Source organism: Parabacteroides sp. APC149_11_2_Y6 (assembly GCF_054506995.1).
Map to the genome: position 1 here is coordinate 4,275,693 of NZ_CP173709.1, position 22,845 is coordinate 4,298,537.

Genomic DNA, 22,845 nt, shown 5'->3' on the forward strand with positions numbered 1-22,845 from the left:
ATATTGTTTACGACAGTTTGTTTATGCCACCAATAGTGAAATTAACTTCCGTAGGGGGGGTATTTGCCATCCGATTTCAACACACGGGCATCTCAGACAGTGTCCTATATTGTTTATTATATCACAATAAATGCAAGGCCTATCCATATTCCCATTACGCCCCCATTCCCCCTAAAAGCAATTTCTGCACAGTGTTATTTTTCCAGACAACAGTGAAACTATAATTCACTCCACTCTTTCTGTAGAATATGATTTCCCAACTATCACCACTATATGGTACGGTTATCGCATCAGGATAAAATTTATCCTGCCAAGAAGCATATATTTTTTCTTTATGCGTTTCCCGGATTTTAACGGACATCATATTATCCAATTGTATAGCCATAGACTGCCAGTTTTGGAGCAGTTCCTGTAATTCCGATAATTGTCGGGGGAACGGAGCAGAGGTATCTCCTTCTATCAAAATCATAGTTTCTTCCGCATAAAAAGGTAATCGCACTATGCCGGTCCAAAAATACTGTTTATCCAGCCACCAGTCACAAACCTTACAGGTAAAGACGCACAAATCTTTCACCTGATATTCTTTTTTAGTTCCAAACAACTCATTAACCAGTGCCTTAAATGCTCTTATTATTCTCATTCTTTTAGTATATGCTAAATCGTATTTGTTTTTATCAACCGTACTATTTACCCACGATTTACAAAATCATCACTCATGAAAATCAATGAATTCACAAATATAAGAAAACATTCTTCCTCTTTCCCTTTTTCAGAAGAATTTCCTTTATACTTTGCATCCATCCTATTATCAAAATTTGAAAAAGTATAGTCACTTTTGATAATAGGGCGTTTAAAGTTTGCATCTATTTTTGTATAACTGATTTTTTCGGCTCCATCTATTTATAATTCATAAACCTGATTGATTAATATTGACATATGAAAAACCTGGTTAAAATAGTATTTACACTGCTACTATCATCGCAGATAATACATGGCCAAACAAACGCCCAAGAATTTGCCAATCCGGCAAAGCAATATAAACCCGTCCCGTTGTGGTTTTGGAATAATGCTACGATAGAAGAATCCGAATTACTCCATCAGTTCAGACAAATGGTAGAAAAAGACGGGTATGGAGGTTGTGCCATCCTCCCGTTCGGTAAAGACTTCAAACCTGAGTATTTATCCGAACAATACTTCTCACTGTACGGAAAGATCATAGAAGAAGCAGAGAAAATGGATGTCCATATGTCTATCTATGACGAATACGGATTTCCCAGCGGAAGCATGGGGGCAATCAATGGCGATGAAACCCCTCGCTTCATGCATAAATATCCCGATGCTACCATCAAGCGGTTAGACAAAATTGAATACAGCGTAGCTCCCGGCACTTATTTCAAACAAGCCGTCCCGGCAGGAAAACTAATGGCTACAGTCGCCATGGATACACTCACAGGAAAACGAGTTTCTTTAAAACAAAATATCCGTTCAGGCGAATTAAACTGGGAAGTTCCGGCAGGTGCCTGGAAAGTTATGTTTTTCGTATGTGTAAAAGATGGCGACCCGAATGTCGATTACTTAGACTCTGAAGCGGTAAAACTCTTTATAAAAGAGACTCATCAGGCATATTACGACCGTTTCTCTTCTTACTTCGGCAATGTTATTATAGAAACCTTCTGCGATGAACCGACACTGTACCGCGCCAAAGGACGGATATGGACAAACAATTTCAATGAAAAATTCACAGAGCGTTATCACAGTTCACCCGATTTACTCTATCCCGCCCTTTGGTATGACATAGGCGAAGAAACACAGTCGGCAAGAAACCGCATGTTCGGATTACGCGCTACCTTGTATTCGGAAGGTTTTATGAAAGCAATCAGCGAATGGGCTAAAGCACATCATATCCAGTCGACCGGCCACCAGGACCAGGAAGAGATTCTGAATCCTGTCAGTGTATCCGGAGATTTGATGCTTTGCGGCAAACACATGGGCGTCCCCGGCATAGATAAAATAGGTGGCGGACGTCCCACCGAATTATTTTATAAAGTCGTTTCCTCCTCTGCCTATAACTGGGACAAACAGCGGGTTATGTCCGAGACTTACGGCGCCATGGGCAACCTGAAAGTCAAAGAGCTTTACCACATTGCCATGGAACAATACACCAAAGGCGTAAACCAGTTAATCCCCCATGCAGTCTGGTATAACGACAAGAACGTGACATTCCTTCCCGAATTATCCTGGCGAAACGATTTATACCGGGACTCGCTTCCCAAATTCAATAAATTCCTGTCCCGCCTCAACTATGTCTTGCAACAAGAAGGCAGGCACGTGGCAGATATAGCTGTTCTTTACCCTATCGAGACACTTCAGGGAGAACACCGGTTGGACGGAGAATTGGGATTTTATGAAGGCGGCATTGCCATTCCGAATACCGATTACACACATGTATCCGCCTTATTAACAGACACACTCGGAAGGGATTTCACTTACCTGCATCCCGAAGTATTAGCCGGGAAATGCAAGATAAAAGAGGGATTATTATACATGGAGAATCCTATCAACAAAGAATCTTTCCAGGTTATCATCCTTCCGGGAGTGAAAACCATTTCATTATCGAACTTGAAAAAGATAGAATCCTTCCACAAGGCAGGAGGAAATGTTATCTTCACCACCCGGCTACCGGAGAAATCCGTAGAGCCCGGTAAAGAGAACGAGATAAAAAGCATCATCAACAATATGCTTTCTTCTAAAAAGACCGGCACCTCTTCCGGTAGAGTATTCTTTATAGACAAACCGGCACCTGAAAAGTTAAGGACAGCGCTCACAGCTTGCTGCAGCACTCCGGATATTAGCTTCCCTGTGGGAAAAGAACTGAATTATATCCATAAAGTAAACGGGGACCAGGCAGTCTATTACTTTGCCAATTTAAAAGAAGAACCCTATCGTGCGGATGTTGTGTTACGCGGAAAAATAACACCTGTTTTGTTGAACCCGCATACCGGACAACAAACAGATGTAGTATATAAACACCAACGCTCCCAGGGCATCGAGACCACCTCTATTACGCTGCCTATCGAGAAATGTTCTTCCGTATTTATTATCGACAAGAAATAGAGTATCCGGTATCTATATCAAAGTTTTCCTTTTTTCCTGAAATGGGAAGGAGGAAAACCTTCCCGTTTACGGAAAAAGGTAGAGAACTGCGCCACACTCTCAAAACTCAAGGCATAAGCTATTTCAGAAATGCTCATTTGGGTGGTATTCAACAATTCTTTCGCCCTTAGATAACGCAGTTGCAACTGATATTGTGCCGGAGAAATTCCTGTATATTCCTTAAATGAACTCCGGAACCATGAATAACCCACATTCAGATTCTTAGCAATTGTTTCCACAGGTAGCGGATTATCGATTGTTTTCTTCATAATGGTTCGCGCTTCATTAATCTTTTCAATTGCAATCGATTTCCCGAAAGACATATTCTTTTCCTTATAGTAAACATTCCCCATTATATACAAAACCATACTCGATATCAACTGCTGGTAACCGGTTCTTTCTTCTGTGGCATAGGTCACAATATCTTCATACAGCCCAATAATCGTCGTATTCACTCCAATCTCATAAACAGGTTTTTCTCTGGAAAAGAATTTATTTTCTATCCAACTCTCAATAAGTTTGCCTTTGAAGCCTACCCAGTGTTCAAACCATCCTTCTTCCTCCGGATAATAGCTGTGCCATTCATTCGGATATAACAAGAACATCGTTCCCGCCTTTATCTTCTGTTTCTTACAAAACTGCGACTGGAAATAACCACTTCCTTTCGATATATATACCAATTGATATTCATCAAGCATCCGACCTTTCTGCGGGTCGAACATATAGGATTTCGGATGTTGCGATGATGGATAGGAACTATGCGGAGGTATGCACTGATAACCTGCCGTCACTACCGTCAGCCCCCATTTTTCATCTACCGCACTCACATTCAGGTACCGGATATTATTACTTCGTTGCGTTGTCATGGTATTTATTCCTTCTATTTATAAGTAGTATGATATCTCCATTCGCAAAGATAGAGTTTTATTATTAATTCGATAATGATAATCAAGTTTCTATTATACAAGACATTAATATCTATCATTTTACGAAATAATTAAATCAAATAGATAAAAAGCCGATGCGAAAAACGCCCTACTTTTGTTTCACTATTTATTAATCACGTCAATTATATAGTCATAATACAGCATGGAAAACAGAAAAACGAATATTGGGCTTATCGGCCTGGGACTGGATACTTATTGGCCGCAGTTCGATGGACTTTACAACCGCTTATGCGGATACCAGGAAGAAATTGCCAGGAAGATGTCCTGTCCGGAAGCATCTATTATCAATGCCGGAATCATCGACAATCCGGTCAAAGCGAAAGAGACGGCAACCGAATTGCAAAAGCAGGATATACACCTCCTTTTCATTTTCATATCGACCTACGCTTTATCATCGACGGTATTGCCGTTTGTACAACAGTTGAAAGTACCGGTCATTCTTCTGAACATCCAACCGGCAGCCAGCATCGACTACGAATACATAAACAGCCTTGGAGACCGGGGAAAAATGACCGGCGAATGGCTCGCCCATTGCCAGGCATGCTCGGTTCCGGAATTTGCCAATGTATTCAACAAAGCCCATATCCGTTATGAGATAGTGACCGGTTATTTACAGGAAGAATATGTATGGGAACAAATCCATGCCTGGATTGAAGCGGCATATGTAGTAAACAACATGAAGCATAACCGGATGGGTATCCTGGGACATTATTACTGCGGTATGCTGGATGTCTATAGCGATACCACCCAACAATCGGTCACATTCGGAACCCATATCGAAATCATGGAAATGTGCGAGTTAAAGGATTACCGCGATGCCGTCACCGACCAGGAACTGAACGACAAACTGGAAGAGTTCAGCCAATCCTTCGATATTGTCCCGCAATGCGAACCCTTCGAACTGGAAAGAGCTGCCCGTACCTCCATTGCCCTCGACAAATTGGTTGCCTCCCATCATTTAGGCTCGATGGCATACTATTATGAAGGATATAAGGGCAATGATTACGAAAACATTGTAACCTCCGTCATAGCCGGCAACACCTTGCTGACAGGAAAGAATATCCCCATAGCCGGAGAATGTGAAGTGAAAAACGTCCAGGCAATGAAGATTCTGTCATTGCTGAAAGCAGGCGGCTCCTTTGCCGAATTTTATGCTATGGATTTCAACGACGATATCGTTATGCTGGGACACGACGGCCCCGCCCATTTTGCTATTGCAGAAGGCAAAGTGAAACTGGTTCCCCTTCCCGTCTATCATGGAAAACCGGGGAAAGGGTTATCCATCCAAATGAGTGTGAAACACGGTCCTATCACCCTGTTGTCCGTATGCGAAGGAAAAGACGGAATCTTCCTGCTCGTTGCAGAAGGAGAATCGGTAGACGGTCCCACCCTGCAAATAGGAAATACCAACAGCCGTTACCGTTTTGCCTGCGGGGCACGCAATTTTATCAATGCCTGGAGCAAAGCAGGCCCCTCCCACCATTGCGCCATCGGTATCGGACATTTGGCTGACAAATTGGAGAAAGTTGCATTTTTGCTGGATATACCGATAGTGAAGGTAGTTACTTCTAATTAAGATAATAAAGAACCAGGTTCGCTGATGACACGGATTGGGCGGATTAAAACGGATTTTTAAATTTATTCTTATCCGTCCTGATCCGCCCAATCCGCGTTATCTGTAAACCTTGCTCTTTTAATATCAATCACCTTATCCCATAATCCACCGGGCACGTTCGCCCAGTAAACGGTACATCATCCAGGTAAAGCCCCAGGAAATACAGAAGATGATAACAGCCATAATAGGAACCTGCAAAGGTATGGGCAATGTTACATGCTTCATCAATATAAATACAGGACCTACAATAAAGTAATGCACCATATAAATACCAAAACCACATTTGGTCATATTAGCCAACGCCTTCATTACCGTTTCATTTTTTATTATCACTTTTTGCAGTAAGAGGAAAACGGCAACCGTCATAATGGCCACATTCGGGCTACAGAAAGTAAAGAACAGCTCCATTTCCGCCTCTGTCGACTGCATATTGGCCGCTGCTTCACTGAAACCGGCATAGGTTACTGCGTATCCTACTGCAAACAAAACGGCAGAAACCAGCGTTGTTTTACCCAACGACCAGTCATTCCCTTCTTTCAAATAATGCCCTAATAACAAATAGCCATTAAAACCGGCAAAATAGTACAGCATGCCAAACTGGTTCCAAGTACTTGTTCCAAACATATAATAGGACACATAAGCAGATAAATAAGGGATAAACAAAGAGACAAACCAGATAAGCAGGAAAATCTGCTTCGTCTTCCGGTCTGCCCTTTCAACCCATGCCGAGAAAAACGGCATATACAGATACAGCCCTATCAGCAAATAAATATACCACATATGATTTTCCTTAAAACTGAAATTAAAAGGAATCATCGCCACATCCTTCAAAGAGTCCATCAGAGCTTGGGATTCATTCCCCTGCACATAACAAAAGAAATCGCCAATAATAGACTTAGGCAATCCCAGAACCCCTGTAAACCAAGGGAACATATTATATAAAACCGACCATATCAGGAAGGGAAACAATACACGGAATATACGTTTCTTATAAAAGCCACCTAACGGCTGTTGTCTGACCGGAAGCAATAATAGACCGGTCATCATCACAAACAAAGGGACGGAAGGACGAAGCAAAGAGCCGTAAATTGCAGCCCAATGGCGGTATTCGGGAATACTTCCTAAAGTAGGCGAGATATAAAAGGGGTCGATACAATGAACCCCTATAACCATAATCATGGCAACAGCCCGTATGACATCCAGCCATACCAACCGAGAATTGAGAATTGAGTCTTTCATGCTTGATTTATTTAAACTCCGACAAAAATAAACGTTTAACCCATTCAATGCAAGAAAAACACGTACTCACTGTTATTCAAGGGAAACCAGCGTGCGTCCCTCCAATATATCCGGCATATTAGCGACTGCCCAATCGACCAGGCTCTGGAGATGGGGCAGCAGGCTTTTCCCCCTTTCCGTCAACTGGTATTCGACCCGGGGAGGCACCTCGGCATAGACATTTCGCGCCACCAGCCCGTCCGTTTCCAACGACCGGAGAGTCACCGTCAGCATCCGTTGCGAGATATCATCTATTGTCCGGTGGATATCATTGAAACGCATCGTCCCGTTGGCATTTAGTGTTACCAGAACAAGCATAGACCATTTATTTCCGAGCTTGCTCAGTATCTCCCGTATCGGGCAGTTTCCTGTATTATGAAAATTTTTCATTTTATTTCTTCGGCTAATTGACTTATGATGAACATTAGTTACCTCCATGTAAGTTCCTTACTGTCAAGTGCCTTCTTGTTTATCACAGAAAGGAGATTTACATTTGCAACACAAAGGTAAGAAACTTACCAAAAATAACTATTGTCTCATTTAATATTCACAGTTATGAAAAAGAAAGTAGCAGTTGTAGCCGTTAACCCGGTAAACGGTTCCGGGTTGTTCCAATATCTGGAAGCGTTTTTTGAGAATGGAATCACTTATACCGTTTTCGCCGTAAGCGACTCGAAAGAAATCAAAACGAACTCCGGCATCACCCTTTTTGCGAATGATGTGATTGCCAATCTAAAGGGACACGAAGATGAATATGAAGCATTGGTTTTCGCTTGTGGCGATGCGGTTCCCGTTTTTGCACAGAACGCGGAGAAACCTTACAATCAGGATTTATTATCCGTTATCGGTACTTTTGCACAAAAAGACAAAAAGATGATAGGCCATTGTGCCGCCGCCCTGCTTTTCGAAATCGCAGGTGCCAGCGAAGGCAAGAAAGTATCCGTCCACCCATTGGCTAAGCCTGCCATTCAAAAAGGAATCGCTACAGACGATGATTCAACCATCGACGGCAACTTCTTCACAGCAAAAGAAGAAAACCATATCTGGACGATGATGCCGGAAGTCATTAAAGCTCTAAAATAGGGACGCTGCCTGAGACGCAGATCTATTTGTGGACGCGGATGACGCGGAAAACGCGGATTAATACAGGAGATGGATTATTTAGCCTGTGAAAATCCGCGTTTTCCGCGTCATCCGCGTCTAATTATCCCTACCTTTACCGCCATCGGATAAAACGAAAACGAATAGATACATTATGAAAAACATCTTCTACTCAGCTTTTTTCTGTTTGCTTCTTGTAAGCAATATGCAGACACAAATACATGCCGGCTCATACATATCCGCACAGCAAGACAAACTAATCGTCACCGGAAAAGTTATCAACCGGACGAAAGAATGCCCTAAAGTAATAACCGTTATCGAATGCAGCCCATTGGATGACGGGGGCAGATACGCATCCCAACTGGACAGCAACGGAATGTTCCGTACGGAGATGTCGTTTGTCTACGAGCATAGTTTCACTATAAATTATGCGGATAAATTCATTAACCTGTACGGAGCAAACGGGGATTCCCTTTATCTGGAAATCGATGCAAAGAAGCTGTCGGAAAACAAAGAAAGCCCCATCCTGTTCGGTGGCGACAAAGCTGCCGGAAACAATTATTTCAGTGAAGTCATCGACAAGACCTTTCCACTGATAAACAACGCGGAACTGGCTCCGGCATCCGTACCGCTAAAGGACTATATGGAGACTTTCCAATCCGAATATACCCGGCTGAAAGACAGCATACGCGTGTATAGCCAACCCTATCCCTTGCAGGAAAATGTACTGCGGATGTTGGACCATATGGCCCTGTTCAGCCTTGCCAACATGGCAACAGACTATACAGAAAAGAACCCGCAGGATGCATTAGCCTTTTTCACGCAACCGATTTTCGACCTTTACAACGCAGAGAACCTGAAGGTTATGATGTTCCCTTACCATCTGGATTATTACCGGCAAGCCCTGTTGGACAGCGATTCCATTGCAAAAGCCTGTCTGGAAAAGGAGGATATAAAGACATTGTACCACAGGGGCGCCGAACTTCTGCTTGCTTTGCCCGAAGGTACATACCGGGATATTATGCTGGCTGGTTTCTGCAACCGGCTTAAAAGGTTCAATCCGGAAATACTGCCGCCCAGAGAGTCTTTCTGCAATGACACGGTTTTCCAATACGTCAGCCGGTTATCCGCAGCAGGACACACAAAGAGCCAATTGCCGGAAATGCTTCTTTCGGATGGCGCTTTCTATTATGCTCCCAATGGAAAAACGGAATTTATCCCCGTAAAGAACCTCACGGATTTTCTAAAAGAGAAATACACAGGGAAAGTCGTCTATCTGGATATCTGGGCTACCTGGTGCGGTCCCTGCCGGGCAGAGATGAAACATGCCAAGGCGCTCCACACCCTGTTTAAAGACAGGGACATTGTCTTTGTAAATATCTGTATGATGTCCGACCGCGCAAAGTGGGAAAAGGCTATCCGAGATGAAAACATAGGCGGAGAGAACTATTTCCTCAACGAGGATATGTCGCAAATCTGCATGTCTGCCTTGCAAGTGCCGGGCTTCCCGACTTACCTCCTGTTGGATAAAACAGGCGCTATCATCAACAGGACGCCCCCGCGCCCGTCGACACTTCCGAAACTGCAAAAGGAACTGGAATCTGTAACGTCGGTCGTTACCGTTCGCTAACTGCCATCGTTACCGAACGGTAATTGCAGTGATTACCGAGCGGTAGCGATGGCAGACGCAGATATTAGAGGGATGTACCAAATATATATTAAGGAACGCAGACTACGCAGAACACGCAGATTTACGCAGACCATATTTTTTCAATAAAGAATCTGCGTAAATCTGCGTGTTCTGCGTAGTCTGCGTTCCCTAATAGCTTTTTGACAAAATTATTTATATAGTCGGCAGCTTATAACTCTTCCGGCTTCTCGCCATCGCCTACCATCAAAGTGAATGGGTAGACAAGGGTACGCGGCTCTTTCAACAGAATAGCGGAGTTGCTATACCAGGTTTCGAGTTCCAAACTGTAGCGTCCATCATTCAGAGAGGCAGGGAGGGTAAACATCAGGCGGCTCGGGTCGTTGATACCGAAGGTAGTAATGGTGGCGACTACTGCCTGTGTGCTTTCCTTTATCAGTTTAAGCGTACCGGTTCCTGTGCCGTCGGCATTGACACATTTGATTTTAGAACCTGTAACGTCCAGCATACCGCCCGGAGTAATGGTGCCGTCGGTCAAGCCCGTGGTCACATCTTTTACAAGGCTGATACGTGCACCTCCCAGGTTCTTCACGTTCCCCGAAAACTCAGGGGTTACCTTTGCCACCTCGGCACGCATGGCTGCCGAAGGAGCCACATTTACTATACATTTGTTGATTTCCGGGTTTATTGCTCCCGTAGTGCCGATAAGCAGTCCGGTGATGGATGGCGAATACAAAGCAGAACCGGTTACCACCGTATTGCCCTGACAGACCAGTTGACGGATTTTCTCGTCTACCAGGTTGCAGATATTCACAATCGTTTCCGGGCGGTATTCCGTACGTTCAGCAGCGATGGCATTAGCCACGCCTTCGATGGTTAACGACTTGAGTGTTTTCACTTTTGCTATGTAATCTTCTTTCACGTCCTTTGTCATTGTGTACTCTTCAAGGTCAAAGAACCATTTGTAGTTTGCTGCCATAAGATGGGGCTTTTAATGATTAATTTGTATTTGTTTAAGGGGAAATTAGTATTCCCCGAAGAAAAAGAATCAAATGAATTGAATGAAATGGGTGTGGCAGGCAATACGCCTGCCTTTATTTATTGACGGACACACCTAACCGAGAACCCGCTCGCCCTGTCGCTTGAGTTCTGGTAGGACTCAATAAAACAAGGGGTACTGCCTGTAATTCACAGACAATACCCCTTGTTCTATTTCATATATCCTTACTCTCCTACTTCTTCCAGATACAACGGTAATTAAAGCGGCGGTTCGGAGCCGTATCGCCATTTACACAAAGGGAGATAAGGTCGTTCAAGTCGGCAGCATTATCGCTCCACTTAAAATCGAAGGTAAAGGCGTTGCCTTTCAGCCCTAAGATTGTACGGGGAATAGCCAGTGCCAGTTTATTTTCGTTCATGCAATAGTCCAGTTGGCAAACCGTTTCCCAACTCTTAGTGGAGGAGTTATAACGCATCAGTTCCGTCTTTTCCGAATCGATTACATGCTTATTTACCAAATAGTCATAGCCGTACCAGCCAGTGGAAGCATCTTGATCCGCATCTATCAACAGCAACATCCAGTTCGGGTCGGTGTACGGAGTCAGTTCGTCGGCCGTTTCCACATAGAAATACACATTCTTTTTATCTACCGCCACTTTGGAGAGGGTTATATCGTTCCTGCCGGAGTCGTTCGTATAGTAAGTGCCGCCATATCCTTTATGGGCACGGTGGGTCACATCTCCTTTCGTATCCCGGTATTCCACCGTTACAGCATGCCAGTCGGCAAAGTTGCCATCCAGACGAATCGTATGCAAGCCCTTATTTTCGGGAATAGGGCGGACACCTTTGTAGCGGCGGATATTCTGGGCCATCTGCATATAGTAGTTATCCGTATAGTCTCCCTTCATCGGCTGTATGGTGCGGTTAAACTCCGAATTATACTGGTCTACAAAATAGAAAGGGTTTTCGCGTCCGAGGAAAGTGGTAGGTCCCGGCAGTTCGGAACCGGGAGCTTTGCCCGATTTGTATTTACCGGCAGTCCACTCGTTCCAGTCGTTCAGATACAGGAACTGAGGGTCGCTTTTCAGTGCTTCATCCCAGCGGTCCTGAAAATAAATACCGTAAGCAGTCGGATTATCCACCGTTTTGCCCAGCCAGGGGACATAGGTCGGTTCCGGCATGTCGTGGTCGTTCAGCTTCGGTTCCTTATGCTCGCGGGTCCAGGATTTGCCAATGATGGATATCGGATGCTGTGCCGGAGTTACTGCTGCCTGTTCCCGCTCCCCTTGCCAGGTAGACACCAAGCTGTCCGGCGGCAGGTTGCATACCCGCTCGTCTCCCAAGTCATAGCCGAAACTCCAATTTCCTTCCGTCCCGACAAAGCGTTCGCCTGCCCATTCATAGTAGCCCCACCACATCGTCCGGAGAGTAAAGAAATTCTTCACATCCTTCGTATAGTCCGTATAATATTGCTGTGTGTAATCCGGGTCCTGATAGTGCGGATTGGAAACATCCGTAAGAGCTTTCGCGTCGTAGTGCGGATTCGGGTTCTGTACACCTCCCCCATTTGCATCGAATTTAGGCTTACCGTTGCAAAGGAGCAAGGGCTTGCCGTCCCAGTAGTACCATAAATCGCGATACTTATTTGCCTTATATATCTTGTCGTATAAATCCTGCACAACCGTAATTACCGGCCCGTTGAATGCCCAGAAACAGAACTGGGGGACTTTATTGCCTTCCGCTTTCATCTTTTGCATGGTGGTAAACAGTGTTTCCCACTCATCCCAATAGCGAACGGCATTGGTGACATCCATCACCAGGACATCTACTCCGGCGTCGGCCAACATGGACATGTCTTTGCGGATAACATACTCATCACGGCTCAGAAAATAGCCCAGTTCCGGTTCGCCCCAATGGTACGAACCACTCGTCCATGCCGGATTATCCCCATCCAGACGCGCTTCGGGAGCTTTATCCAATACTTTGGAGACATCCGCCCGGTAAGGTGCTTTCAGATTGGCAAGACCGTCCGAGTGCCAGGTGATATAAAAGATGCCGACTACACGGCGTTTGTCGTTTTTAGGTGCGCCTGCTTCATTATAATCCGGCATGGTCCGTCCCAACGCATCCGTTGCCACCCAGGTATCCGGATAAATATCCGTATAATAGGAATCCTCGGTAACTGGTACCGTATCACTTTTCGCTACTTGAGCCGGATTGCCACATCCCGCGCTTCCGGCAAGCAATGCCACACCGGCAAGCATACCTGCAAAAGCCGCTCGTTTTTTCATGCAATTCTTTCGTATTAAATCCATTTATATTGTTGCTATCGATTATTACTCTTTTACGGGTTACCATCCCGGGTTCTGCCAGTTATCCCCGGTGTACTTCAATATCTTTGCCACTTCTTTCCCGTCTATCGGATAACGCAAGTATTTGTCGGCAGCCGTCGAACGTTCGCTCAACTTGAAACGGGTATAGGTATAAGCACTATTCTCTTTTACAATCTGCATACCCGTCACGAAGCGGTCTGTTTCGGACAGTATTTTCCAACGGCGCACATCAAAGAAACGATGTTCCTCGAACGCCAGTTCCACACGCCGTTCGTTCCGGTAACGTTTCTCAAATGCCTCTTTCGACAAACCGGCAGGCAAAGCCGGCATTCCGGCACGGGTACGAGTCTTGTTCACGGCTTCCCGGGCCGACAGCATTCCGGCACCACTGGAAGAAGCGACCTGCACATCCGGTCCGTAAGCCTGATAAGCAGCTTCCGCAAAGTTCAAATATAGTTCAGAAAGATGAAATATCCGCATTAATCCGTCGGCATCTACATCGATTCCCGAACGGCAATTATTATACTTCCGCAGGTAATAGCCGGTACGGGTATGGCGCACTTCTTTCACGTCATCGGAAATGCCGCAATTTCCTCCTGCATAGGTTTCCACTTTTATGCCGTTCGGGTCGTCCAGATAGCGGACTGCCTCATTATAATAAACGGAAGCATAAAAACGGGGGTCCCTGTTTTTATACGGGTCGTTCGGATTGTATAGTTTATTCGCCGGATTATAGTTGGGCTGCAAATGGTCGGAATCCTGATAAGGTTTATCCGGATTCAACACAGGCTCGCCGTTTGTCGTTTCATAACAGTCTATCAACTCCTGCGACGGGCAAGCTCCGGCTTTCTCCATTCCCGGAGTAATGGGTACACCGGCAAGCCGCCATACATTGGAACGCCATGCGGTTGTTTCGTAAATGGTTTCCTTATCCCACGAACGGCTGGGATCGGAACGGGTAATGAAATAATAGGCATATGCATTCTGCGCATGTTTCGGGTCGGGCGGTGTGGAATAAAGTTCAAAACCGTGGTTCAGGCACTGGTCCAAAGCCTCTTTGGTAATTGTTGCCGCCTTCTCCCAGGTATAAGTGCCGGAACCGTCATTCCATAACGGGCTTGCCGCATAAAGCGCCACTTGCGATTTGATGGCATAGGCCATTGCACGTGTCATCTGTCCCCGCTCATTATCGTTGATAGCCCAACGGAAACCGATAGATGAACCTTCTGTTTCCTTCGTTGCCAAAGCGGAGTCGCAATCTGCTATAATAAAATCTGCACAGGCTTCGAACGAAGCTCTTTTATCTTTGGAGAAATCGTGGTCCAGTTCATAGGGCGTATGAATCAGGGGAACGCCTCCGTAACGTTTTACCAACTGCAAATAAAAGAAGGCCCGCAGTACACGAACCTGCGCAATCCATCCGTTCTTTTCGTCTTCCACAAAATGATAGGTAGCAACTTCCGGGTTTGCGATAGAAGCTAAAAAAGTATTGCATTTCCGGATACCGGCAAAATAATGAGACCAGACATCTATATATCCGTCATTCAACGGATTATAGGAGGAAGAGGTCAGCCCTTTGTACCATTTTGCCACAGGACCGTTTGTATGGTCGCCGGCATCGTGCGCCTCATCACAGAAAGAAGCAAGTGGCGTAGAATTCCCATTATAGGTAAAACCGACCTGTGGCATATAATTGTAGCAGGTGTTCAGATAGCTTTTTGTACGCTCGTACCGGCTGAATACCTCTTTCAAATCCAAACGCCCGTCAGAGGGCAAATCCAAGTCTGCACAGGAGGAACTGAACAGCCCTGCTCCCACTATTAATAGTATAGATATGATATTTTTCATACGGAATAATCTTTTGGAGGGTTAGAATATTAAGTTGACACCGATATTATACACACGATACGGCTGGAACGTACCCATCGAACCGACTTCCGGGTCGATATACTTCGAACGCATATTATCTATCGTGAACAGGTTTTGCGCCGCAAGGGAGAAGCGTATCTTTTGGGCGAAGATGGCACTCGATGCCTTCAGAGGCAATGTATAGGCTATCTCTATATTCTTCAGGCGGAGGTAAGAACGGTCCATCACGAAGAAACTGTTTGCCCGGTGGCTGGTTGTCTCGTGCAGGGACAAGGCGGGATAATCTATTCTCTCGTTGTTGGCATACCGTTCCGGAGTCCATGCATGCATATGAATATCATTGAATACGCCTTGGGAAGCATATTCGTAGGCGCCGATTCCGCTGACAGTAGTGGAAGCCTGTCCGGTTCCCTGAAACAGGAAGCTAAATTCAAAGTCTTTGTAGGTAAGTCCCCCGGAAATGGTATAATAGTTCTTCGGCAACCAGCTATATCCTATGGGAGCGATATCTTTTTCATCTATGACTTTGTCGTTATTCAAATCCTGATAGATAAAATCGCCGACACGGGGCGTACCGATGGCATAAGTCAGCCCGCTTTTCCTGATTTCATCTTCCGAATTAAAGAAACCGTTTCCATTGCTCCTGTCAATCAGGTATCCCCATTGCTGACCGTATGCATAGCCTTCCGTACGGTAACGGTATGCGTATTCATTCAGGTAAGGGGCTTCTCCGATATCGAGCACTTTATTATCGTTCCGGCTGAAAGAGCCGCCGGCCATTATGCTCCAGTCTTCATTTATCTTCCTGGAAAAACCGACTGTCAACTCAAATCCTTTATTCATCATCTTTCCGGCATTGATTTTGGCGTAATTGCCCAACTCGATACCCTGGTAAGAAGGCACATAACCGGCACCGTTTATCAACATGTTGTCACAATGGTTATGATAGTAATCGAACGAGAGGGTAAACATATCCAACAGCCCCAGGTCTATCCCGTAATTCTGCTTTTTGACTTTCTCAGCCATGACCGACGGATTGCCACGCAACCCTTCCGAAATGGAGCCGTTCACTTCGCGTATATCATCCAGATACAGGAAACGGGTACCGCCTAACTGGTCGTTGGCGCTGATACCGTAAGAGGCACGCAGTTTCAGAAGATTCAGCCAGTGTATATTTTCCATGAATTTTTCATTGGAGGCTATCCATGCGGCACTCACGGCAGGCGTTGCCACATACCGGTGGTTGCGGTGGAACTGTTCCGAACCGGAATATCCCAGGTCTCCTTTTATAAAGTAACGGTCTTTGAAGCCATACGTAACCGTCCCGCCAAGACTTTGCCGTTTATAAGGCAAAATAGCACCCGAGTTTGAACCCTCTTTTTCCTGCATCTGATAGAAGATGTAAGCCATCGCTTCTATGCTGTGATTGCCAAATGCACGCTTATAATCGAGATTGGCAAAGAAATTCAGGTTATAATAGAACAGGGAACCTTTGCCATAAGACAGCGGTGTGTTGTTGGCGGACCCTTTTTTGGTAAATTCCAGCTTATCGGGGCTGCCCGAACGTACCCAACGTTCAAAGTTCTGGTGCGTGTACAGGCCGTTCACCGAATTGGTCTGATAAGCCATCAGCCCTTTCAAAGACAAGCCTTTGGTCAGGAAATCCATATTCAGGTTCAAGCCCGCCTGTGCGATGATATTGGTAACGACATGGTTCGTATAGCCGGAGCGGTTCAACATACCGTAAACCGGAAGGTCTTCTCCCAGATGGGTAATCACCTGGTTGCTCGAAGCGTAAGCCGGGTCATTCCGGTCTTCCACCACTGGAGTCAACGGTCCGTACATGGTCGGAGGCAAGTTAAACAAATGGTTATAAATCGTAGTATTGGCATATTGGGTGGTCTTTTCCGTCTTAATATTTCCGGCAAGGCGTATGAAAGCATCCAGATATTTGTTGATTTTCAAATCGACATTGGAGCGGAAGTTAATCCAGTTGTTCATGGGAGTCGGGTCGTACTTCTCATTCTTTTCCACTTTAAAAGGTAATGCCTGGTGCATGAAATTCACGTTAGTGAAATAACGGACAGCTTCGGAACCTCCCGATAAGTTTATCCCTGCACGTTCCATCAGGGTAACCTTTTTCATGTACATATCATAATAGTTCATATTGGGATAGAGCGGGTCGGCTCCCGAACGGTATTTCTCGACGGCATCCTTCGAGAACTGGGAATACTCCCCTAAGCCGTCATTTACCCCCGCCTGGTTCCGCAATCCGGCATAATCCCACGAGTTTAGCGACATCGGAGTCTTTGTCATCTGTTGGAAGGACTGGTTATAATACACATCCACACTGACCTTTCCTACTTTTCCCCGCTTGGTGGTAATCACAATCACGCCATTAGCTCCCTGTATGCCATACAGGGCGGTAGTAGAGGCATCTTTCAGTATGGTGATACTTTCTATCTCTTTCGGAGAGATATATTCGTAATTGGTATTCGGGCATATCACCCCATCGATTACAACCAAAGGCGTATTCCCATTGGTTGTGGAAATGCCACGGATATACAGGCTTGCCCCGCCACGGGAAAGTTCCGAGCCATTTTCTATCGTTGTCAGTCCGGAAAGCTGGCCGGCAAGCAGTAAAGACAAGTTTGCCACGGGTACTTTTTCCAGTTGTTTTCCGGAGACTGTAGATACAGCTCCGGTAAGCGAGTTGCGGGAAACAGAAGTGTATCCCATCTCGATTTGCTCATTCAACCGAAGTGTGTCTCTTGATATTTCCTGCGCATAAAGCTCCATATCCAGCAATCCGATACAGAAGAACAGGCATATTCTTTTTATGTTTTTCAGGTTTTCCATGTTGTGCTTCTTTTAATAGTATAGTGATTGATTACCATCCCGGGTTCTGCCATTTATCCCCTGTCAATACTTCCATACGGGAAGCCTCCGATAACGGCAGCGGCATCAACAGGTCTTTGTTCTCATAGCCGAAACGGGGATTCTGGCGGACACTGACACGCTTATAGCCGAATGTTCCATCCGTATTCTTCGTTATCTGCATCCCGGTAAACCATTTGCAGGTAGAGCTCAGATTTCCGTCTGGTTTCTGCCAACGGCGCAAGTCGAAATAACGGTGTTCCTCCCAGGCAAATTCCACACGCCGCTCGTTATGGATACGCAAGCGTATTTCATCCTGTGTCAATCCTTCCGGCAGAGGCGGCATACTCACGCGGGCACGGATTTCATCTACAGCCGCCTTTGCTTCTGCCAGATGTCCGGCTTCGGCAGCAGCTTCCGCATAATTCAGTATAATTTCCGCCAAACGGAAATGCTTCCAGTTTGAACAATTAATCGGGTTCGTTCCACTGGCTCCCGGGGTCACCATTTTCCGATGGTAATATCCGGTACGGGAAAAGTTACGTTCCGACGGATTCAGATCCATGTGATGGCGCCCTCCGATAAATGTCTCCACTTTCCATACCTGACCGTTATTCCATACCAAGGTATCTCCATTCATTAGTGCGGTTATATACAGGCGTGGATCACGGTTCTTATACGGATTTCCGGGATTATACAATTTGTTTGCCGTGTTGTAATTCGGTTGCAAATGCTTTTCATCCAGATAAGGTTGCCCCAGATTCAGAACAGGTTGTCCGTCGGATGTTTCAAAGGCATCCACTAATTCCTGAGTAGGACAAATGCCGCATTTATAAGTGTTCGACATATTACTGCCGATATAAGAGATATGCCAGACAAAAACTCCACCGTCACGCTGTTGCCATATCGTTTCCTTATCCATCGGAGAAGATGAATATTCGGCATTCTGGCAAACCAACTGATGAAGGGCTGCCGCCGGATGTGTACCGAATGTGTTTTTATTCGTGCAGGTAGTGAACAGTTCATATCCGTTCTTCTTCAACTCTTCCACTGCCTTTTTATTTTCCTGATAGGCTTCTTCCCAATGATTTACTCCTTCATTATGAAGGGGGCTTGCCGCATAAAGCAGCATTTTGGATTTCAGGCACCATGCCAACGCCTTAGTTGCGCGTTGTCCTTCGGATGCCGTAGTAATACGCCAAGGTAATTCCGGGGTATTGATTGCCGCATCGCAATCTTCGGCAATAAACTTGGCCACTTTATAGACAGATTCCCGTTTCAGGTCGGAATAGTCCTGGTCATACGACATGATTTTACGTTCAATAGGCACTTTGCCAAACCATTTTATCAGTTCGGAATAGAAATAGGCGCGCATGACATAGGCTTCTGCTTTCCATCGGGCCCGTTCCGTTTCACTGGGAACCGCCGCTTTATCTATATGTTCCAGAAATTGTGTACACAAACGGATTTGTTTCCAGTATCTTGCCCAATAACCGGAAAGGAAAGCCCCGTGGCCATCGTGCATATCCCGTATCGGATGGGAACTTGCCGATGCTTGCCCGTCGTACATATATTGTAGTGGAACTCCGGCATTCTCATCGGAACTCCAACCATCGTCCGAACAAGCTACGGGCAACGATTCAAAAAACCAGTAATTAAAACCTTTTTTCGGGATATTGCTATAGCAGGAATTCAGAAACGCTCCTACTTTATCCGGATCTGCAAAAACTTCTTCCAGCGTAAGTGTCCCGTCAGGAGCTACATCCAGAACATCCGAGCAGGAACATAAGGCTCCCGAGGAAAGCAATAAGGATAAGATTATATTTTTAAGTCTCATTGGATTAAGTTGTTTTAAAAGGTTAGAAGGAGACATTCAGGCCGAAGTTTACCATCTTGGTGATCGGATAGCTCAAAGCAGCCGACTGTTCCGGGTCTATTGTGTTCACGGGCAGTTTGCTCCAGGTTAATAAGTTGTTTCCACTGATAAATAAGCGCAGATTGTTAATGCTCACCCGCTTTAATAAGTCTTTAGGGAAGGTATACCCTAATTCGACGTTCTTCATACGGAGGAAAGAGCGGTCCATAATAAAGAAGCTGTTCGCTACCTGGCTGGTTCCTCTGGAAGTTCCTAAAGCCGGATATAAAATCTCTTCTCCATTCTTATAACGTTCCGGAGTCCATGCTTTCAGATGATAGCCGGAATAGAACCCGGCCAACGAATATTCCCAGACTCCGCTTCCCTGATAAAGGCGGGAGGCTTGCCCGATTCCGGAAAACAATACGGAGAAATCGAAACCTTTATAACTTACAGAGCCGGAAAAACCATAGGTAATACGGGGGATATCGCTATATCCTATCGGAGCCATATCCTTTTCATTAATATAACCGTCGCCATTCAAATCCACATATTTGAAGTCGCCGATACGGGGCGTCCCTATCTGGTACACCGGCAGTTTATCCAGTTCATCCTGCGAATTGATGTATCCGTTTCCATTGCTCGTATCTATCAGATAACCGAAATTTTGTCCGATACTGAAACCGGTCTGGCGGTAACGGTAAGCATATTGGTCCGAATACATAGCTTCGTCCATAAACTTCTGGACATTCTTATTATAAGCAAAGTTTCCTTTTACCGTAAAAGACAAGTCTTTGTTGATTGTCTTGCTGTAAGACAATTCCATCTCGAATCCCTTATTATTGATTTTACCCATATTGACTTTGGGAAGATTTCCCAATTCGACCCCTTGTATCTCAGGAACCGTACCACGGGAAATTAAAACGCCGGAACGCTTCTCCATAAAATAATCGACAGAAAGAGATAGCTCCCGGAAGAGTTGTACATCCACCCCATAGTTCTGTTTATAGGCAATCTCCCAACTCAGGTTCGGATTGCCCAGCCTGCCCTGTACGATCTGTTTTCCACGTCCCAAAGAAGAGATATACCCTCCGGACTGCGAAATATTGCTTATATAAAGGAAACGTGCCGAACCTAATTTATCATTCCCGACCTTTCCATAAGAAGCGCGCAGTTTCAGGTTTGTTATCACTTTGTTTTCTGCCAGAAAGCCTTCGTTACTTATCACCCAACCGGCTGAGAATGCAGGAAAGAATCCGAAACGTTTCCCTTTTGCAAACTGTTCGGAGCCATTATATCCTACATTCGCTTCCAGCAAGTAACGGGAATCATATGCATAGGTGGCACGTGCGGAAAGCCCTAACATATTATAAGGTAAGTCTCCGTCCCACTTCTGCCAGTTATCCCGTTGGAGCAGCGCCATTGCTGTAACATCATGGCGACCGAACTGGCGGGCATAGTTCAGGGAGTATTGTATATTCATGTAATAATTCGAACCCATCGATTTAGAAAGGTTTATCGTACTTGCCTGGTCCACGCGTATTTCCTTATAGTGATTTTTCTCACCTGCATTTCTTGCCACGACCGCCCCGTACATATCCAATCCCCGCACACCATCCATAGCCGTTTTGGCCCTTGCGTCATAAGAAAGCATCAGTTTGGTACTTAATCCTTTTGTAATGAAGTCGAGTCCCCAATCCAATACGAGCGAAGTATTCAGGTTCGTATTGGTTTCCTGGCGGTACCCGCGACGATTCAGGTCTCCGTAAATATTACGGTCGCTTGTCCCCATCTGGGCAATAATCTGGTCGGAAGGGACACCATATCCATCTACCGTCAGAGGTCCCGGGTCTGTAGGAGGAGTCGCCCAGGTCATATGCAACATATCCGTAACCATCGCATCCATACTGCCGCCATATAAATCACGTAACTGGGGGGAATTCATCTTTTCCAGATAAGTTGCGACATTAACGGAGGCTTTCAGATTCTTAGCTATCTGATAATCCAGATTCACACGGAAATTATAGCGGTCCATCCTGAAACTCGGGTCATATCCTAATTTATCTTTCGACTCGGTTTTAAGTTGCCCGCCTTGCCCCAAGTAAGCGGCATTTACAAAGTACCTCAGTTTCTCGGTACCTCCGTTCAGGTTCATATTGACACGGAACTGGGGAGCCCATTTACGGAATATAGCGTCATAAGGGTCTTTGTCCGGATAGAAAACAGGGTCATCCCCGCTTCTGTATTTCTCTATCATATAAGGAGAGTACGGCAGGTTCTCTTCAGAGGTACCGCTATTACGCGCCGCCTGGTTACGAAGTTCGGCAAACTCCCAGGAATGTATCCGGTCCGGGCGGGTGATAAAAGATTGGATACTGTAGTCGGCAGTAATATTCAACTCCTGCTTGCCGACCTCCCCACGACGGGTTGTAATCATAATGACTCCATTGGCTCCGCGTACCCCAAAGACTGCTGTGGCGGATGCATCTTTCAGAATGGAAACGGATGCAATCTCATTCGGGTCCAGCGAACTGATATTATCGCGGGGCACCCCGTCTATCATAATTAAAGGGCTGGCGCCATTGGTCGTACTGGCTCCACGCAGATACAAGGTAACGTCATCCTTTCCCGGCTGCCCGGATGTTTGGATGGCGGTCAGACCCGGCAATCTTCCAGCCAACGCATTGGACAGGTTTGCCGAAGAACTTTGTTTCAACTCTTTCGTTTGTACGGAAGCGACAGCCCCGGTAACAGATACCTTTTTCTGAGAACCGTAACCAACCACGACTACTTCTTCCAAAAGCTCGGAATTTTCCAACAAAACAATTTGCAGGTGTTTTTGCCTTTTGACTTCTACGGTTTGGGTAACATAGCCGATATAAGAAATACTCAACTTGGATGAAGGGGTAGCCTGAATGGAAAAGTTTCCGTCTATATCGGTTACCGTACCGTTGACCGGACTTTCCATAATATTCACTCCGACCAGCGGGAAGCCGTCTTTATCCACGACTGTTCCTGTTACCAGTACCTTTTGTTGTGTTATATCCGTTTTCTGGTTTACGGGTATGTCCACACTTTCCGCATATCCGGCGGCAGGCATTAAAGAAAAGGTTAGCATAATTTGTAGAATCAGCCAGTTAATTCTACAGACATTTTTATTCTGCCTCATA

Annotated in this window: 14 protein-coding genes; 4 read left to right on the forward strand and 10 right to left on the reverse strand. The window is 45.5% G+C overall.

Annotated features, from left to right (window positions below):
* Positions 1–154: 154 nt before the first annotated feature.
* Positions 155–640, reverse strand: coding sequence for a hypothetical protein (locus ACGE0T_RS17780; protein ID WP_459187917.1), 486 nt, complete (start codon positions 638–640; stop codon positions 155–157).
* Positions 641–936: 296 nt separating this feature from the next.
* Between ACGE0T_RS17780 and ACGE0T_RS17785 the strand changes: the two genes are divergently transcribed.
* A complete protein-coding gene (locus ACGE0T_RS17785) occupies positions 937–3,114 on the forward strand; it encodes a glycosyl hydrolase (protein WP_459187918.1) in 2,178 nt (725 codons plus the stop codon).
* Positions 3,115–3,131: 17 nt separating this feature from the next.
* On the opposite strand, the gene ACGE0T_RS17790 is transcribed toward ACGE0T_RS17785, so the two are convergent.
* The gene (locus ACGE0T_RS17790; protein ID WP_459187919.1) at positions 3,132–4,019 is read right to left on the reverse strand and encodes an AraC family transcriptional regulator; all 888 of its coding nucleotides are present in this window, start codon (positions 4,017–4,019) and stop codon (positions 3,132–3,134) included.
* Between the two features lie 223 nt (positions 4,020–4,242).
* Between ACGE0T_RS17790 and ACGE0T_RS17795 the strand changes: the two genes are divergently transcribed.
* Complete coding sequence (locus ACGE0T_RS17795) at positions 4,243–5,676, forward strand: arabinose isomerase (RefSeq protein WP_459187920.1); 1,434 nt, start codon at positions 4,243–4,245, stop codon at positions 5,674–5,676.
* A 132-nt stretch (positions 5,677–5,808) separates the two neighbouring features.
* Here the strand turns inward: ACGE0T_RS17795 and ACGE0T_RS17800 are convergent, their stop codons facing one another.
* Both ACGE0T_RS17800 and ACGE0T_RS17805 read right to left on the reverse strand, forming a co-directional pair.
* Complete coding sequence (locus ACGE0T_RS17800; protein ID WP_459187921.1) at positions 5,809–6,954, reverse strand: acyltransferase; 1,146 nt, start codon at positions 6,952–6,954, stop codon at positions 5,809–5,811.
* Between the two features lie 72 nt (positions 6,955–7,026).
* The gene (locus ACGE0T_RS17805; RefSeq protein WP_459187922.1) at positions 7,027–7,383 is read right to left on the reverse strand and encodes a winged helix-turn-helix transcriptional regulator; all 357 of its coding nucleotides are present in this window, start codon (positions 7,381–7,383) and stop codon (positions 7,027–7,029) included.
* A gap of 165 nt (positions 7,384–7,548) precedes the next feature.
* Between ACGE0T_RS17805 and ACGE0T_RS17810 the strand changes: the two genes are divergently transcribed.
* Together ACGE0T_RS17810 and ACGE0T_RS17815 are read left to right on the forward strand one after the other, a co-directional pair.
* Positions 7,549–8,076 carry a DJ-1/PfpI family protein gene (locus ACGE0T_RS17810; RefSeq protein ID WP_459187923.1) on the forward strand — a complete coding sequence of 176 codons (528 nt, stop codon included), beginning with the start codon at positions 7,549–7,551 and terminating at the stop codon, positions 8,074–8,076.
* Positions 8,077–8,248: 172 nt separating this feature from the next.
* Entirely contained in the window at positions 8,249–9,724 is a 1,476-nt protein-coding gene (locus ACGE0T_RS17815; RefSeq protein WP_459187924.1) for a TlpA family protein disulfide reductase, read from the forward strand.
* Between the two features lie 229 nt (positions 9,725–9,953).
* Here the strand turns inward: ACGE0T_RS17815 and ACGE0T_RS17820 are convergent, their stop codons facing one another.
* The 6 genes from ACGE0T_RS17820 to ACGE0T_RS17845 all read right to left on the reverse strand — a co-directional run bounded on the left by ACGE0T_RS17820 (position 9,954) and on the right by ACGE0T_RS17845 (position 22,844).
* A complete protein-coding gene (locus ACGE0T_RS17820; protein ID WP_459187925.1) occupies positions 9,954–10,721 on the reverse strand; it encodes a DNA-binding domain-containing protein in 768 nt (255 codons plus the stop codon).
* Positions 10,722–10,974: 253 nt separating this feature from the next.
* Positions 10,975–13,032 (reverse strand): glycoside hydrolase family 71/99 protein, encoded by a 2,058-nt coding sequence (locus ACGE0T_RS17825; protein ID WP_459187926.1) that lies wholly within the window; start codon positions 13,030–13,032, stop codon positions 10,975–10,977.
* A gap of 60 nt (positions 13,033–13,092) precedes the next feature.
* Positions 13,093–14,922 carry a RagB/SusD family nutrient uptake outer membrane protein gene (locus tag ACGE0T_RS17830; protein WP_459187927.1) on the reverse strand — a complete coding sequence of 610 codons (1,830 nt, stop codon included), beginning with the start codon at positions 14,920–14,922 and terminating at the stop codon, positions 13,093–13,095.
* A gap of 21 nt (positions 14,923–14,943) precedes the next feature.
* A complete protein-coding gene (locus tag ACGE0T_RS17835) occupies positions 14,944–17,802 on the reverse strand; it encodes a SusC/RagA family TonB-linked outer membrane protein (protein ID WP_459187928.1) in 2,859 nt (952 codons plus the stop codon).
* Between the two features lie 31 nt (positions 17,803–17,833).
* Positions 17,834–19,657 carry a RagB/SusD family nutrient uptake outer membrane protein gene (locus tag ACGE0T_RS17840; RefSeq protein WP_459187929.1) on the reverse strand — a complete coding sequence of 608 codons (1,824 nt, stop codon included), beginning with the start codon at positions 19,655–19,657 and terminating at the stop codon, positions 17,834–17,836.
* A 22-nt stretch (positions 19,658–19,679) separates the two neighbouring features.
* On the reverse strand, positions 19,680–22,844 hold the full coding sequence (locus tag ACGE0T_RS17845) for a SusC/RagA family TonB-linked outer membrane protein (protein WP_459187930.1): 3,165 nt from the start codon (positions 22,842–22,844) through the stop codon (positions 19,680–19,682).
* Between the last annotated feature and the right edge of the window lies 1 nt (position 22,845).

Excerpts from the sequence above, each read along its gene's own strand:
- ACGE0T_RS17780 (WP_459187917.1), bottom strand. The coding sequence starts at position 640 with ATGAGAATAATAAGAGCATTTAAGGCACTGGTTAATGAGTTGTTTGGA.
- ACGE0T_RS17785 (WP_459187918.1), top strand. The coding sequence starts at position 937 with ATGAAAAACCTGGTTAAAATAGTATTTACACTGCTACTATCATCGCAG.
- ACGE0T_RS17790 (WP_459187919.1), bottom strand. The coding sequence starts at position 4,019 with ATGACAACGCAACGAAGTAATAATATCCGGTACCTGAATGTGAGTGCG.
- ACGE0T_RS17795 (WP_459187920.1), top strand. The coding sequence starts at position 4,243 with ATGGAAAACAGAAAAACGAATATTGGGCTTATCGGCCTGGGACTGGAT.
- ACGE0T_RS17800 (WP_459187921.1), bottom strand. The coding sequence starts at position 6,954 with ATGAAAGACTCAATTCTCAATTCTCGGTTGGTATGGCTGGATGTCATA.
- ACGE0T_RS17805 (WP_459187922.1), bottom strand. The coding sequence starts at position 7,383 with ATGAAAAATTTTCATAATACAGGAAACTGCCCGATACGGGAGATACTG.
- ACGE0T_RS17810 (WP_459187923.1), top strand. The coding sequence starts at position 7,549 with ATGAAAAAGAAAGTAGCAGTTGTAGCCGTTAACCCGGTAAACGGTTCC.
- ACGE0T_RS17815 (WP_459187924.1), top strand. The coding sequence starts at position 8,249 with ATGAAAAACATCTTCTACTCAGCTTTTTTCTGTTTGCTTCTTGTAAGC.
- ACGE0T_RS17820 (WP_459187925.1), bottom strand. The coding sequence starts at position 10,721 with ATGGCAGCAAACTACAAATGGTTCTTTGACCTTGAAGAGTACACAATG.
- ACGE0T_RS17825 (WP_459187926.1), bottom strand. The coding sequence starts at position 13,032 with ATGAAAAAACGAGCGGCTTTTGCAGGTATGCTTGCCGGTGTGGCATTG.
- ACGE0T_RS17830 (WP_459187927.1), bottom strand. The coding sequence starts at position 14,922 with ATGAAAAATATCATATCTATACTATTAATAGTGGGAGCAGGGCTGTTC.
- ACGE0T_RS17835 (WP_459187928.1), bottom strand. The coding sequence starts at position 17,802 with ATGGAAAACCTGAAAAACATAAAAAGAATATGCCTGTTCTTCTGTATC.
- ACGE0T_RS17840 (WP_459187929.1), bottom strand. The coding sequence starts at position 19,657 with ATGAGACTTAAAAATATAATCTTATCCTTATTGCTTTCCTCGGGAGCC.
- ACGE0T_RS17845 (WP_459187930.1), bottom strand. The coding sequence starts at position 22,844 with ATGAGGCAGAATAAAAATGTCTGTAGAATTAACTGGCTGATTCTACAA.